The following is a 16,538-nucleotide window of genomic DNA, read 5'->3' as shown; positions in this document are numbered from 1 at the left end:
ACCGTCCCGGTGACAAGCGGCTCGTCGGCTACGTCACCGGCAGCGCCGACCCCACCCAGCTGCGCGCCGCGCTGGGCGAACGGCTGCCCGCCTTCATGGTGCCCTCCGCGGTGGTGACGCTCGACGCGATTCCGTTGACCCCCAACGGCAAACTCGACGTGCGCGCCCTGCCCGCACCGGAATACACGGCCGGTCGGTACCGCGCGCCGAAAACGCCCACCGAGGAAATCCTGGCCGGCGTCTACGCCGGAGTCCTCGGCGTCGAGCGGGTCGGGGTCGACGACTCCTTCTTCGACCTGGGCGGCGACAGCATCTCCGCGATGCGCCTGGTCGCCGCGATCAACGCCAGCCTCGAAACCGGCCTGCCGGTGCGCGCCGTGTTCGAGGCGCCTACCATCGCCCAGCTGGCCCCCCGGGTCGGTGAGGGCGGCAGCGGGCTGGAGCCGTTGACGGCCGCCGAGCGGCCGGCGGTCATCCCGTTGTCGTTCGCGCAGAACCGATTGTGGTTCCTGGACCAATTGCAAGGGCCCTCACCGGTGTACAACATGGCGGCGGCGCTGCGGCTGGACGGGCCGCTCGATGCGGACGCCCTGGGTGCGGCACTGGGCGACGTGGTGGTCCGTCACGAGAGCCTGCGCACGGTGTTCGTCGCGCCCGAGGGACTACCGCAGCAGGTGGTGATCCCCGCCGACAAGGCAGACTTCGGGTGGGAGGTCGTCGACGCCGGCACCTGGTCGGCGGACCAGCTGGACGAGGCGATCGGCGCCACCGCCCGCTACACCTTCGACCTGTCGGCCCAAATCCCCTTGCGGGCGGAGCTTTTCCGCATCCGCGACGACCGGCACGTGCTGGTCGCCGTCGTGCACCACATCGCCGCCGACGGCATGTCCCTCACCCCGCTGGTGCGTGACCTGGGCGTGGCGTATGCCGCCAGGTGCGACGGGCGCGGCCCCGACTGGTCGCCGCTGTCGGTGCAATACGTCGACTACACGCTGTGGCAGCGTGCGCAGTTCGGCGATCTCGACGACGGCGACAGCCGCATCGCCGCCCAACTGGCGTACTGGGAAGAGGCCCTGGCCGGAATGCCGGAGCGGCTGCCGCTGCCCACCGACAGGCCCTACCCGCTGGTGGCCGACCAGCGCGGCGCCACGGTGGAGATCGACTGGTCGGCCGAGCTGCAACAGCGGGTCGCCGACGTGGCGCGCCGACACAACGCCACCAGCTTCATGGTGGTCCAGACCGCCCTGATGGTGCTGCTGTCGAAGATCAGCGCGAGTTCCGATGTGGCGGTGGGTTTCCCGATCGCCGGCCGCCGCGACCCCGCGCTCGACGAGCTGGTGGGGTTCTTCGTCAACACACTCGTATTGAGGGTCGATCTGGAAAATCTGGGCGGCGATCCCACCTTCGCCGAGCTGCTGTCCCAGGTGCGCCACCGCAGCCTGGCCGCCTACGAGCACCAGGACGTGCCCTTCGAGGTGCTGGTCGAGCGGCTCAATCCCGCCCGCAGCCTGAGCCATCACCCGCTGGTGCAGGTGATGCTGGCCTGGCAGAACTTCGCCGGGCAGGAGGGCGGGCCCGCCGCGGGGCTGGCCCTCGGCGATGTCGACGTCACGCCCATCCCGGTCGACACCCACACCGCCCGAATGGATTTGACGTTCTCGATGGGCGAGCGCTGGAGCGATGCGGGTGAACCCGCCGGAATCGGCGGCACCGTGGAATTCCGCACCGACGTCTTCGACGCGGACAGCATCGCGGCACTCATCGGCCGGTTGCAGCGCGTGCTGCTCGCGATGACCGCCGACCCCGCGCAGGCGTTGTCGGCGGTGGACCTGCTCGACGACGCCGAACACGCCCGACTGGACGCCCTCGGCAACCGCGCGGCGCTGACCGGACCGGCCACCGGGACGGACTCGATCCCGGCGCTGTTCGCCGCCCAGGCGGCCCGCACCCCGGACACCGCCGCGCTGGTATGCGACGGCCACTCGATGACCTACCGCGAGCTCGACGAGGCGTCGAACCGGCTCGCACACCTGCTCGCCGCCCGCGGTGCGGGCCCGGGACAGGCTGTGGCGCTGCTGTTTTCGCGCTCGACCGAGGCGATCGTCGCCATCCTTGCCGTGCTGAAGACCGGGGCGGCCTACCTGCCGATCGATCCGGCGCTGCCGGCCGAGCGGATCGGCTTCATGCTCTCCGACGCCGCCCCGATCGCCACGCTCACCAGTCCCGGGCTCGCCGACCGGCTCGAGGGCCACGACGTCACGGTCATCGCCGTCGACGATCCCGAGCTCGAAGACCGGCCCGCGACCGCCTTGCCGGCGCCGGGGCCCGACCACCTCGCCTACCTGATCTACACCTCGGGCACCACCGGTGTTCCCAAAGGCGTTGCGGTCACGCACCGCAACGTCACCCAGCTGCTGGCATCGAAAGACTCCGGGTTGCCGCGCACCGGCGTGTGGTCGCAATGGCATTCGCTGGCCTTCGACGTGTCGGTCTGGGAGATCTTCGGCGCCCTGTTGCACGGCGGCCGACTGGTCGTGGTGCCCGAATCCGTCGCGCGCTCACCGGAAGACCTGCACGCGCTGCTGGTGGCCGAGCGGGTCAGCGTCCTCAGCCAGACCCCGTCGGCGGCGGGCGCGCTCTCGCCCGCCGGCCTGGAGTCGGTCGCGCTGGTGGTCGCCGGTGAGGCCTGCCCGGCCGAACTCGTGGACCGCTGGGCGCCCGGCCGGGTGATGATCAACGCCTACGGGCCGACCGAAGCCACGGTCTACGCCGCGATCAGTGCGCCGCTGCAGGGCGGAACGGGCGCTGTAGGGCCAGTGCCGATCGGCTCCCCGGTGCCCAACGGGGCGTCGTTCGTGCTCGACGAATGGCTGCGACCCGTGCCGCCCGGCGTCGTCGGAGAGCTGTATGTCGCCGGCGCCGGCGTGGCCTGCGGCTACTGGAAGCGCGCCGCCCTGACCGCGTCGCGGTTCGTGGCGTGCCCCTTCGGCGCGCCCGGATCGCGCATGTACCGCACCGGCGACCTGGTGCGCTGGCGCGCGGACGGGCAACTGGACTACCTCGGCCGCGCCGACGAGCAGGTCAAGATCCGCGGCTACCGCATCGAGCTCGGCGACGTGCGGGCGGCGCTGTCCTGGGTGGCCGGCGTCGAGCAGGCGGTCGTCGTCGCCCGCGAGGACCGGCCGGGGGACAAGCGCCTCGTCGGTTACGTCACCGGCACCGCCGACCCGGCCGCGGTCCGCGCCGCGCTGGCCGAAAGGCTGCCGGGCTACATGATTCCGGCCGCCGTGGTCGTCATGCAGGCGCTGCCGCTGACCCCGAACGGCAAGCTGGACACCCGCGCGCTGCCCGCGCCGGAATACTCCGACGCCGACCAATACCGCGCCCCCGACAACGCCGTCGAAGAGATCCTGGCCGGCATCTACGCCCAGGTGCTCGGGCTCGAGCGGGTCGGCGTCGACGACTCGTTCTTCGACCTTGGCGGGGACAGCATTTCGTCGATGCAGGTGGTGACGCGGGCGCGCGCCGCCGGCCTGGTGTGCAAGACCCGCGACATCTTCGTCGAGCAGACCGTGGCGCGGCTGGCCCGCGTGGCCGAGGTGGTCGACGCCGACGCCGCCGTCCTCGACGAGGGCGTCGGACCCGTGGCGGCGACCCCGATCATCCGCTGGCTGCAAGACGTGGAAAGCGTTGGCGGACAGGTCGATCAGTTCAACCAGGCCATGCTGGTGCAGGCGCCTGCCGGGGTGACCGAGGCCGACGTGGTAACCATGCTGCAGGCGCTGCTGGATCGCCACCCCATGCTGCGGCTGCGCGTCGACGGCTCGGGCGTCCAGGGGTCCGGCGACTGGTCGCTGACGGTGCCCGAGGCGGGCTCGGTCGATGCGGCCGACTGCCTGCACGTGGTGGACGAGCTGTCCGACGCGGCGGTCACCGAGGCGCGGTCGCGGCTGAACCCGGCCGCCGGCGTGATGCTCAGCGCGCTGTGGGCCGGCGCCACCGGGCAGCTCGTGGTGATCGTGCATCACCTCGCCGTCGACGGCGTGTCGTGGCGAATCCTGTTGCAGGACTTGAACATAGCCTGGGCCCAGCATCACAGCGGGCGGCCGGTCGAGTTGCCCGCCGCGGGCACCTCGTTCGCGCGGTGGTCGTCGCGGCTCGCCCAGCATGCGCGCCGCCCCGACGTCGTCGATCAGGCGGAGCGCTGGACCTCGGTGGCGGCGACACCGCCGGCCCTGCCCGCGGTCCGCCCCGACGTGGACACCTTCGCCACGGCCGGACACCTCTTCATGGAGCTGGACCCCGAGACCACCGGCGCCCTGCTCGGCGAGGTGCCGTCGGCGTTCCACGCCGGCGTGCAGGACATCCTGCTGATCGCGTTCGCGTTGGCGTGCGCGGAGTTCAGCGGCGGCCGCGCGCCCATCGGCATCGAGGTCGAGGGCCACGGCCGGCACGAGGAACTGGGCCGCGACATCGACCTGTCCCAGACCGTGGGGTGGTTCACCACCAAATACCCGACGGCGCTGAACGTGCGCGGCGTCTCCTGGGGGCAGGTCGTCACCGGCGGGACCGCGCTGGGCGCGGCGCTCAAAGACGCCAAGGAACAGCTCCGGGCGCTGCCTGACCCGCTGACCTACGGGCTGCTGCGCTACCTCAACCCCGAGATCGACCTGGACGGCCCCGAACCGCCGATCGGGTTCAACTACCTGGGGCGCCAGGGCGGCGCGGGTGAGCTCACCGCCGACATGTGGCGGCCCGTGCCGGACGGCTGGTCGGTCACCCGCGCCGCCGCGTCGACAGCCATGCCGTTGATGCACACCCTCGAACTCAACGCGGCCACCGTCGACTCCGCGGACGGCCCACGCCTGCACGCCAACTGGACCTGGGCGCCGTCGGCGCTCGACGACGAACAGGTCGCCCGGCTGGGCCGGTTGTGGTTCGCGGCGCTCGCCGGCATCTGCGCCCACGTGCGCTCCGGCGGCGGCGGATTGACGCCGTCGGACATCGCGCCCGCGCGGCTGAGCCAACAGCAGCTCGATCAGCTTGCGCGCCAACACCGTATCGCCGACGTGCTGGCGTTGACCCCGGTTCAGCAGGGTCTGCTGTTCCACGCCAACACCGCGCCGGCGACCGACGACCTGTACGCGGGACAGCTGAACATCAGCATCGCCGGCCCGCTCGACCCGAACCGCCTGCGCGACGCCGTGCACACTGTCGTGAGCCGGCATCCGAACCTGGTGGCCCGCTTCTGCGACCGGTACGACGAGCCGGTCCAGATCATCCCGGCCGATCCCGCGCTGGCCTGGCGGTACCTCGAGCTGGATGGCACCGACACCGACGCGATCGAGCGCCTGTGCGCCGCCGAACGCGCGGCCGTCTGCGGCGACCTCGCCGAGCAGCCCGCGTTCCGGGTGGCGTTGGTACGCACCGCATCCGAGCGCTACCGGCTGGTGCTGACCAACCACCACATCGTGCTCGACGGCTGGTCGATGCCGATCCTGCTCGGCGAGATCTTCGCCGCCTACTACGGGCAGCGGCTGCCGGCGGCGGCGCCCTACCGAAGCTTCGTCAGCTGGCTGGCCGACCGCGACCTCGACGCCGCCCGGGCGGCCTGGGGCGAGGTGTTCGCCGGCTTCGACACCCCCACCCTGGTCGGGCCCCAGGACCGGACGGAGCTCGGCCGGCAAAGCGTCGAATCATTCGCGCTGCCCGCCGACCTCACCCAGGCCGTCGCCGACCTGGCGCGCTCCTGCCACACCACCGTCAACACCGTGCTGCAGGCCGCCTACGCGCAACTGCTGGGCGGGCTGACCGGCCAACGCGATGTCGTGTTCGGCACCACGGTGTCTGGCCGTCCCGCCGAAATCGCCGGCGCGGACACCATGGTGGGCCTGCTGATCAACACCGTGCCGGTGCGGGCGAACATCGGCGCCGCCACCACCACCGCCGACCTGCTCGACCAGCTGCAGGGCGCGTACAACCACACGCTCGACCACCAGCACCTGGCGCTCAACGAGATTCACCGCATCACGGGGCAGGACGCGCTTTTCGACACCCTGTTCGCCTACGAGAACTACCCGATCGACGCCAGCGCGCTGTCGGGCAACCACGAACTCGCCGTCACCGACATCAGCAGCCGCGAATCCACCCACTACCCGCTGACGGTGCAGGCCCAGCCCGGTCGCGAGATGCGCCTCCAAGTCGAATACGACACAGACGTTTTCGACGCGGCACGGATCGCGACGCTGATCGAACGATTGCGGCGAGTGCTGGCCGTCATGACCGCCGACCCCGCGCGGCGGCTGTCGTCGATCGACCTGCTCGAACCCGCCGAACACGACCGGCTGGACGCGTGGGGCGACCGGGCCATCCTGACCCAGCCCGGCACGCCGGCGTCCATCCCGGAGTTGTTCACCGCCCAGGCGGCGCGCACCCCGCACGCGCCGGCGGTGACCTACGAGGGCCGGTCCATGACCTACCGCGAGCTCGACGAGAGCTCGAACCGGCTGGCGCACTTGCTGATTGACCGCGGGGTGGGCCCCGGCGAGTCCGTGGCGCTGCTGTTCGGAAAGTCGGCCGACGCGATCGTGGCCATCCTAGCGGTACTGAAGACCGGCGCGGCCTACCTGCCGATCGACCCGGCCCTGCCGGCGGCCCGCATCGAGTTCATGCTCGGCGACACCGCGCCCATGGCCGCACTCACCGTCGCCGCGCTCGCCGACAAGCTCGACGGCCACCACCTGATGGTCATCGACATCCACGACCGCGCCGTGGCCCGCCAGCCCGTCACGGCGCTACCGGCGCCGGCACCCGAACACGTCGCCCACATCATCTACACCTCCGGCACCACCGGCGTGCCCAAAGGCGTTGCGGTGAGCCACCACAACGTGACCCGGCTGTTCGACGCGCAGGCCGTCGGCGTCGAATTGTCGGCCGACCAGGTGTGGACGCAGTTCCATTCGTACGCCTTCGACTTCTCGGTGTGGGAGATCTGGGGTGCGCTGCTGCACGGCGGGCGCCTCGTCGTGGTCCCCGATTCGGTGGCCCGCTCGCCGATGGACTTCCACGCCCTGCTGGTCGGCGAGAAGGTCACCGTCTTGAGCCAAACCCCGTCGGCGGTGCGGATGCTCTCGCCGCAGGGACTGGATGCCGCGGCGCTGGTGATCGGCGCGGAGCCCTGCCCGCCGGAACTGGTGGACCGCTGGGCGCCCGGGCGGGTGATGGTCAACGTCTACGGCCCGACCGAGGCCACGATCTTCTCGACGACGAGCACGCCGTTGAGCGCGGGTTCGGGTGCGCCCCCGATCGGCTCGCCGGTCCCCGGGGCCGGGTTGTTCGTGCTCGACGGGTGGCTGCGCCCGGTACCGGCCGGCGTGGTCGGCGAGCTGTACGTGGCCGGGCGCGGCGTGGGCTACGGCTACTGGAAGCGGTCCGGGCTGACCGCGTCGCGGTTCGTGGCGTGCCCGTTCGGCGAGCCGGGATCCCGCATGTACCGCACCGGCGACCTGGCGCGCTGGGGCACGGACGGCCAGCTGCAATACCTCGGCCGCGCCGACGAGCAGGTCAAGATCCGCGGCTACCGCATCGAGGTCGGCGAGGTGCGTTCGGCGCTGGCCGCGCTCGACGGGGTGGACCAGGCCGTCGTCGTCGCCCGCGAGGACCGCCCCGGTGACAAGCGCCTCGTCGGCTACATCACCGGACCCGCCGACCCGGCCGGCGCGCGCGCCGAGCTGGCCGAGCGGTTGCCGGCCTATATGGTTCCGGTGGCCGTGGTGGCGCTCGACGCGCTGCCCATGACCGTCAACGGCAAGCTCGACACCCGCGCCCTGCCGGCGCCCGAATACTCCGCCGCCGGGTATCGCTCGCCGACCACCCCCACCGAGGAGATCCTGGCCGGCATTTACGCCCACGTGCTCGGCGTCGAGCGGGTCGGGGTCGACGACTCCTTCTTCGACCTCGGCGGCGACAGCATCTCGGCGATGCGCGTCATCGCGGCGATCAACAGCGCCATGGACACCGGCGTTCCGGTGCGCGTCATCTTCGAGGCGCCCACCGTCGCCCAGTTGGCGCCGCGCATCGGGGAGGACACGGGCCGGCTGGACCCGCTGGTGGCGGGCGCCCGGCCGGCGGTGATCCCGCTGTCGTTCGCCCAGAGCCGGCTGTGGTTCCTCGACCAGCTGCAGGGACCGTCCCCCGTCTACAACATGGCCGCGGCGCTGCGGATGCACGGGCGGCTCGACGCGCACGCGCTCGGCGCCGCGCTGGCCGACGTGGTGGCCCGCCACGAGAGCCTGCGGACGGTGTTCGCCGCGCCGCAGGGAACACCCCAGCAGGTGGTGCTCCCCGCCGAGCGGGCCGATCTGAGCTGGCGGATGGTCGACGCCCGCGGGTGGTCGGCCGGCCGGCTGCGCGAGGCCATCGACATCGCCGCCGCCGAAACCTTCGACCTGGCGACCCAAATCCCGCTGCGCGCTTCGCTTTTCCGCGTCGCCGAGGACGAACACGTGCTGGTCGCCGTGGTCCACCACATCGCCGCGGACGGCTGGTCGCTGCGACCGCTGGTGCGCGACCTGGGCATGGCGTACGCCAGCCGGTCCGCCGGGCGGGCCCCCGACTGGGAGCCCCTGCCGGTGCAATACGTCGACTACACCCTGTGGCAGCGCGACCAGTTCGGCGAGCTGGCCGACAGCGGCAGCCGCATCGCCGAGCAGCTCGCCTACTGGCAGGAGGCGCTGGCCGGCATGCCCGAGCGGCTTCAGTTGCCCACCGACCGGCCCTACCCGCAGATCGCCGATCAGCGCGGCGCGGCCGTCGAGGTCGACTGGCCGGCGGACCTGCAGCAGCAGGTCGCCGGGCTGGCCCGCGAGTACAACTCGACCAGCTTCATGGTGGTGCAGGCCGCCCTGGCGGTGCTGCTGTCGAAGATCAGCGCCAGCACCGACGTGGCGGTGGGCTTCCCGATCGCCGGGCGGCGCGACCCCGCCCTCGACGAGCTGGTCGGCTTCTTCGTCAACACCCTGGTGCTGCGGGTCGACCTGGCCGGCGATCCCTCCTTCACCGACCTGCTCGCCCGGGTGCGCGCCCGCAGCCTCGAGGCGTTCGAGCACCAAGACGTGCCCTTCGAGGTGCTGGTCGAGCGGGTGAACCCGGCGCGGAGCCTGAGCCATCACCCGCTCGTGCAGGTGATGCTGGCCTGGCAGAACTTCGCCGGCCAGGACGGCGACCCCGGTGCCGGGCTGGCCCTGGGCGACGTGCGGGTCACCTCGATCCCGCTGGACACCCAGGTGGCCCGCATGGACCTGGTGTTCTCGCTGGCCGAACGCTGGACCGACGGCGACGAGCCCGCCGGGATCGGCGGGCGGGTCGAGTTCCGCACCGACGTGTTCGACGCGGACAGCATCCGGGCGCTGATCCGGCGGCTGGAACGAGTCCTGACGGCGATGACCGCCGACCCCACCCGCCCGATGTCGTCGGTGGACCTGCTCGACGCGGCCGAGCACGCCCGGCTGGACGCCCTGGGCAACCGCGCCGTGCTCACCGCACCGGCGACCGAGGCCGGCTCGATCCCGGCGCTGTTCGCCGCGCAGGCGGCGCGCACCCCCGACGCGGTGGCCCTGAGCTTCGAGGGCCGCTCGTGGACCTACCGCGAGCTCGACGAGGCCGCCAACCGCCTCGCGCACCTGCTCGCCGGCTTCGGCGTGGGGCCCGGCGAGCGGGTGGCCCTGCTGTTCGGCCGGTCGGCCGACGCGATCGTCGCGATCCTCGCGGTGCTCAAGTCCGGCGCCGCGTACCTGCCGATCGACCCGGGGCTGCCGGCCGAGCGGATCGGGTTCATGCTCTCCGACGCCGCGCCGATGGCCGCGATCAGCACGGGCGAGCTCGCGGCGCGGCTGCGCGGGCATCACGTCGTCGTCCTCGACGTGAACGACCCGGCGATCGACGCCCAGCCGGCCACCGCTCTGCCGGCGCCGGACGCGGACGACATCGCCTACCTGATCTACACCTCGGGCACCACCGGGGTGCCCAAAGGCGTTGCGGTGAGCCACCGTAACGTCGCCCAGCTGCTGGCAGCCCAGGACTCGGGCCTGCCGCGCGAAGGCGTGTGGTCGCAGTGGCACTCGCTGGCCTTCGACGTCTCGGTCTGGGAGATCTTCGGCGCGCTGCTGCACGGCGGGCGGCTGGTGGTCATCCCGGACTCGGCGGTGCGATCCCCGCGGGACTTCCACGCGCTGCTGGTCGACGAACGGGTCAGCGTGATCAGTCAGACCCCGTCGGCGGCGGGCGTGCTGTCGCCCGAGGGGCTCGAATCGGCCACCCTGGTGGTCGCGGGGGAGGCCTGCCCGACGGAGCTGGTGGACGCCTGGGCGCCGGGACGGGCGATGATCAACGCCTACGGCCCCACCGAGGCGACGGTGTACGCGGCGGTCAGCGCGCCACTCAAGGCCGGATCGAACGTCGTTCCCATCGGATCGCCGGTGCCCGGCGCGGGGCTGTTCGTGCTGGACGAGTCGCTGCGGCCGGTGCCGCAAGGCGTCGTCGGCGAGCTGTACGTGGCCGGCGCCGGCGTGGCCTGCGGCTACTGGAAGCGGTCCGGCCTGACCGCGTCGCGGTTCGTGGCGTGCCCGTTCGGGGCGCCCGGATCGCGCATGTACCGGACCGGTGACCTGGTGTGCTGGGGCTCCGACGGGCAGCTGCAGTACCTGGGCCGCGCCGACGACCAGGTCAAGGTCCGCGGCTACCGCATCGAACTCGGCGAGGTGCGTTCGGCCCTCGCCGCCCTCGACGGGGTGGACCAGGCCGTCGTCATCGCGCGCGAGGACCGTCCCGGCGATAAGCGTTTGGTCGGCTACGTCACCGGCGCAGTGGACCCGGCCCAGCTGCGCGCCCGGCTGGGCGATCGGCTCCCGGCCTACATGGTCCCGGCGGCGGTCGTGGCGCTCGACGCGCTGCCGCTGACCCCCAACGGCAAGCTCGACGCGCGGGCCCTGCCGTCACCGGAATACACCGACGCCGATCGCTATCGCGCCCCCCAGACCCCGGTCGAGGAGACCCTGGCCGCCATCTACGCCCAGGTCCTGGGGGTCGAGCGGGTCGGGGCCGACGATTCGTTCTTCGACCTGGGCGGGGACAGCATTTCCTCGATGCAGGTGGTGACCCGGGCCCGGGCCGCGGGCCTGGCGGTGCGGACCCGCGACATCTTCACCGAGCAGACCGTGGCCCGGCTGGCCCGGGTGGCCGTCGCGGCCGACGGCGAGGACGGCGTGGTCGACGAGGGCACCGGGGCGATCACCGCCACCCCGATCATCCGCTGGCTGCGCGGGGTGGAAAGTGCGGGCGGTCCGGTCGACCAGTTCAACCAGACGATGGTGCTGCAGGCCCCCGCCGGGGTCACCGAGGCCGACGTGGTGACCGTGTTGCAGGCCCTGCTGGATCGGCACGCCATGCTGCGCCTGCGGGTGGACCGCCATTCGGACGACGACGCCGGCGAGTGGTCGCTGCAGGTGCCCGAGCCGGGCTCGGTGGACGCCGCGCACCGCGTGCTCTCGGTGGACGAACTGACCGACGCGGCGGTCGTCGAGGCGCGGTCCCGGTTGAACCCGGCCGCCGGGGTGATGCTCAGCGCGCTGTGGGTCGCACCCACCGGCCAGCTGGTGCTGATCGTTCACCACCTGGCCGTCGACGGGGTGTCCTGGCGGGTCCTGCTGGAAGACCTCAACATCGCCTGGGGCCAGCACCACCACGGGCAGCCGGTGGCGCTGCCCACCGGCGGGACGTCGTTCGCCCGCTGGGCGTCATTGCTGGCCGAGCGCGCGCACGCGCCCGCGGTGACCGAGCGGGCCGAAGCCTGGCGTCGGGTCGCGGCGACCCCGCCCGCGCTGCCGGCCGTGCGTCCCGGCCTGGACACCTACGAGACCGCCGAGAACCTGTCGGTGCTGCTGGACGTCGAGACCACCCGCACGCTGCTCGGCGAGGCGCCGGCCGCCTTCCACGCCGGGATCAACGACATCCTGCTGGCCGGGTTCGCGCTGGCCTGGGCGGAATTCCTGGGCAACGCGGGCGCCCCGATCGGCATCGACGTCGAGGGCCACGGCCGCGACGAGGAGCTGGCCGCCGGCGTGGACCTGTCCCGCACCGTGGGCTGGTTCACCGCCAAATACCCGGTGGCCCTCAACGTCGGCGGCCTGTCCTGGGCGGACGTCGTGGCCGGCGCGCCGATCCTGGGCGCGCTGCTCAAAGACGCCAAGGAGCAGCTGCGCGCCCTGCCCGACCCGCTGACCTACGGGTTGCTGCGCTACCTGAACGACGAGGTCGACCTGGACGGCCCCGACCCGACGATCGGGTTCAACTACCTCGGCCGGCTGGGCGGGGCGGCCGCCGAACTTTCCGACGAGCTGTGGCGGATCAGCCGGGACGGCTCGGCGGCCACCGCCGCCAGCACCGCGGTGCCCATGCCGCTGATGCACACCGTGGACCTCAACGCCGGCACCATGGACACCGAGGACGGCCCCCAGCTGCACGCAACCTGGACGTGGGCGCCCTCGGCGCTCGACCGCGAGCAGGTGGCCCGGCTGAGCACGCTGTGGTTCCAGGCGCTGGCCGGCATCTGCGCGCACGTGCGCGACGGCGGCGGCGGACTGACCCCGTCGGACATCGCGCCGGCCCGGCTGAACCAGCCGCAGATCGACCAGCTCGAGCGGACCCACCGGGTGGCCGACGTCCTGCCGCTGACCCCGTTGCAGGAGGGGCTGCTGTTCCACGCCACCACCACGCGGGGCTCCGACGACCACCTCTACGTGGTCCAGCTGGACCTCAGCCTCGCCGGTCCGATCGACCGCGACCGGCTGCGCGACGCGATGCACGCGGTGATCATCCGGCATCCGCACCTCGTCGCCCGGTTCAGCGACCGGTTCGACGAGCCGGTGCAGATCATCCCCGCCGACCCGGCGATGGCCTCGCGCTACCTCGAGGTCGCGGCCAACGGGTCCGAACCCGAGGAGCAGATCCAGCGCCTGTGCGCGGCCGAACGCGAAGCCGTCTACGACCTGGCCGACGAGCCCGCCGTGCGGGCGGTGCTGATCCGCACCGGGCAGGACCGGCATCGGCTGGTGCTCACCATTCATCACATCGTGCTCGACGGCTGGTCGGTCCCGATCCTGCTGAATGAGACGTTCGCCTGCTACACCGGCCAGCGCCTCCCCGCGCCCCCGCCCTACCGCAGGTTCGTCGCCTGGCTGGCCGAACGCGACCGCGACGCCGCGCGCGAGGCCTGGGCCGGGGTGTTCGACGGCTTCGACACCCCGACGCTGGTCGGCCCGCCGCACCAGCCGGAGCCGGGCGCCCGGGGCGTCCAGTCGTTCGCGGTCCCCGCGGGGATCACGGCCGCGCTCGGCGAGCTGGCCCGCTCCAGCCACACCACCGTCAGCACCGTGCTGCACGCCGCGTGGGCGCAGCTACTGGCGTGGCTGACCGGCCAGCACGACGTCGCGTTCGGCACCACCGTCTCGGGCCGGCCCGCCGACGTCCCCGGCGCCGACGCGATGGTGGGCCTGATGATCAACACCGTCCCGGTGCGCGCGCGCATCGCGGCGGCGACCACCGCGGCCGACCTGCTGGCCCAGCTGCAAGGCGCGCACACCGAGACCCTCGACCACCAGCACCTGGCACTGAGCGAGATCCACCGAATCACCGGTCAGGACAAGCTGTTCGACACCCTGTTCGCCTACGAGAACTACCCGCTGGACACATCGGCGATGGCCGTCGACCACGAGCTGGGCATCACCGACGTCAACATGTTCGAGCGCAACCACTACCCGTTGACGATGCAGGCCGCGCTGTCCGGCGAGGAACTGGGCCTTCGGGTCGAATACGATGCCGCCGTCTTCGACGCGCACACGATCGGCGCGCTGGGCGAGCGGTTCGAGCGGGTGCTGGTCGCGATGACCGCCGATCCCGCCCGGCCGCTCTCGTCGGTGGACCTGCTCGACGGGTCCGAACACGCGCGCCTCGACGAGGTCGGCAACCGGGCGGTCCTGGCCCGCGCGCCGCTCGAATTCCCGTCGATTCCGGCGTTGTTCGACGCGCACGTCGCCGGGACGCCGGACGCGGTGGCGGTCAGCTGGGGCGACCTGTCGATGACGTACCGCGAACTCGACGACGCCGCCAACCGGCTGGCGCACCTGCTGACCGGCCACGGCGCGGGCCCGGGACAGGCTGTGGCCCTGCTGTTTTCGCGCTCGCCGCAGGCGATCGTCGCGATCCTGGCGGTGCTCAAGACCGGCGCGGCGTACCTGCCGATCGACCCGGCGGCGCCCGCCACCCGGATCAGATTCATGCTCGAGGATTCCGCGCCGGTCGCGGCCGTCACCACCACGGGCCTGCGCTCGCGGCTGGACGGGTGCGACGTCACCGTCATCGACATCGAGGACGCACCGACCGACACCGCAGCGGGCACGCCGTTGCCGGCGCCCCCGCCCGACGGCATCGCCTACATCATCTACACCTCGGGCACCACCGGCGTTCCCAAAGGCGTTGCGATCACTCATCGCAACGTGACGCAGCTGCTGGAGCCGTTGGATGCGGGCCTGCCGCGAGCCGGCGTGTGGACGCAAAGCCACTCGTACGCGTTCGACGTCTCGGTGTGGGAGATCTTCGGCGCGCTGCTGCGCGGCGGGCGGCTGGTGGTGGTGCCCGAGTCGGTGGCGCGCTCGCCGCAGGACTTCCACGACCTGCTGGCCGCGGAGCGGGTCAGCGTGCTGACCCAGACGCCCTCGGCGGTGGCGATGCTGTCCCACGAAGGGCTGGAATCGGTGTCGCTGGTGATGGCCGGGGAGGCCTGCCCGCCCGAGGTGGTGGACCGGTGGGCGCCGGGACGGGTGATGGTCAACGCCTACGGCCCGACCGAGACGACGATGTGCGTGGCGATCAGCGCGCCACTGACGGCGGGATCCGGGACGCCGCCGATCGGTTCGCCGGTGGACGGCGCGGCGCTGTTCGTGCTCGACGGCTGGTTGCGTCCCGTCGCCGCAGGCGTCGTGGGGGAGCTGTACGTGGCCGGCGACGGGGTGGCCGCGGGTTACGTCGGCCGGTCCGGGCTGACCGCGTCGCGGTTCGTGGCGTGCCCGTTCGGGGCGCCCGGGTCGCGCATGTATCGCACCGGGGACCTGGTGTGCTGGACAACGGACGGCCAGCTGCAATACCTGGGCCGCGCCGACGAGCAGGTCAAGATCCGCGGCTACCGCATCGAGCTCGGCGAAGTCCAGACCGCGCTGGCCGCGCTGGAGGACGTCGACCAGGCGGTGGTGATCGCCCGCGAGGACCGCCCCGGCGACAAACGACTGGTGGGGTACATCACCGGAACCGCCGACCCGGGCGAGGCGCGCACCGCGCTGGCCCAACGGCTGCCGGGCTACATGGTGCCGGCGGCCGTGGTCGGGCTCGACGCGCTGCCGCTGACGCCCAACGGCAAACTCGACACCCGCGCGCTGCCGGCGGTGCAGTACACCGGCAGCGGGTACCGGGCCCCGTCGAACGCGCTCGAGGAGGCGCTGGCCGCGGCCTTCGCGCGCGTGCTCGGCGTTCAGCGGGTCGGGGTCGACGACTCGTTCTTCGACCTGGGCGGCGACAGCATTTCCGCGATGCGTCTCGTCGCGGCGATCAACACCGGCCTGGGTGCCGATCTCCCGGTGCGCACCTTGTTCGACGCGCCCACGGTCGCCGGGTTGGGTCAGCGACTGCGCACCCCCACGACGGACGCGCACGAGGTGGTTCCGGTGCAGACCCTCAAGCAGGGGGCCGGCGGTGTCCCGCTGTTCTGCGTGCATCCCGCCGGCGGGGTGAGCTGGCCGTATCAGGTGCTCGGAAACCACCTCGACTGCCCGATCATCGGGATCCAGCAGGTCCCGCGCAACGGCGACGGCGGCCCGCGGTCCATCCGGGCGATGGCGCAGACCTATGCCGACCGGATCCAGCACGCCTATCCCGAGGGTCCCTACAACCTGCTGGGCTGGTCGTTCGGTGGGGTCGTGGCCCACGAGGTCGCCATCGAGCTGCAGCGGCGCGGGTGCGAGATCGGGCGCCTGATCCTGCTCGACGCCCAACCCGGCCTCGACGGCGGCGTGGCCGTGAGCGAGCACGCCCAGGGCGAGCAGAGGGTGCTCGAAGAAGTGTTGCGGGCCAACAACATCGGCCCCGGCGAACAGGACGGACACGCCGACGAACGCCGGCCGCCCAGCAAACCGCTCGTCGCGCAACTGCTGAGCAACCTCAACGACAACATCGAGCTCTATCGCCGCCACGAGCCGGGGCGCTTCGAGGGGGAGATCACCGTGTTTTCCGCGGCCCGCGACGACGGCGATCGCGGCGCGCGGCTGTCCCGATCGTGGGCGCCCTACGCGTCCGGCCACATTGCGGTGCACGCGATCGACTGCACGCACCACGACATGCTGACCGCCGAATCGGTGGCGAGGTACGGCGAGCGGCTGCGCGACCTTCTGGGCGCGACGATGCGAGCCACCTCACACTCGCGGCGATCGCAGTGA

Annotated in this window: 1 protein-coding gene (cut by a window edge); it reads left to right on the top strand. The window is 72.4% G+C overall.

Annotated features, from left to right (window positions below; translation table 11 throughout):
- A protein-coding gene (locus P6281_RS13985; RefSeq protein ID WP_324738966.1) for a non-ribosomal peptide synthase/polyketide synthase crosses the window boundary here: on the top strand, positions 1-16,538 show its 3' portion. 14,713 nt of this gene lie to the left of the window's left edge; only the last 16,538 of its 31,251 coding nucleotides appear in the window; the start codon falls outside the window, past its left edge; its stop codon occupies positions 16,536-16,538.

Origin of the sequence: Mycobacterium sp. 5-140-3-2, assembly GCF_035666375.1 — a bacterium.
GTDB lineage: Bacteria > Actinomycetota > Actinomycetes > Mycobacteriales > Mycobacteriaceae > Mycobacterium > Mycobacterium intracellulare.
This window is presented reverse-complemented; position numbering and strand designations above follow the sequence as displayed.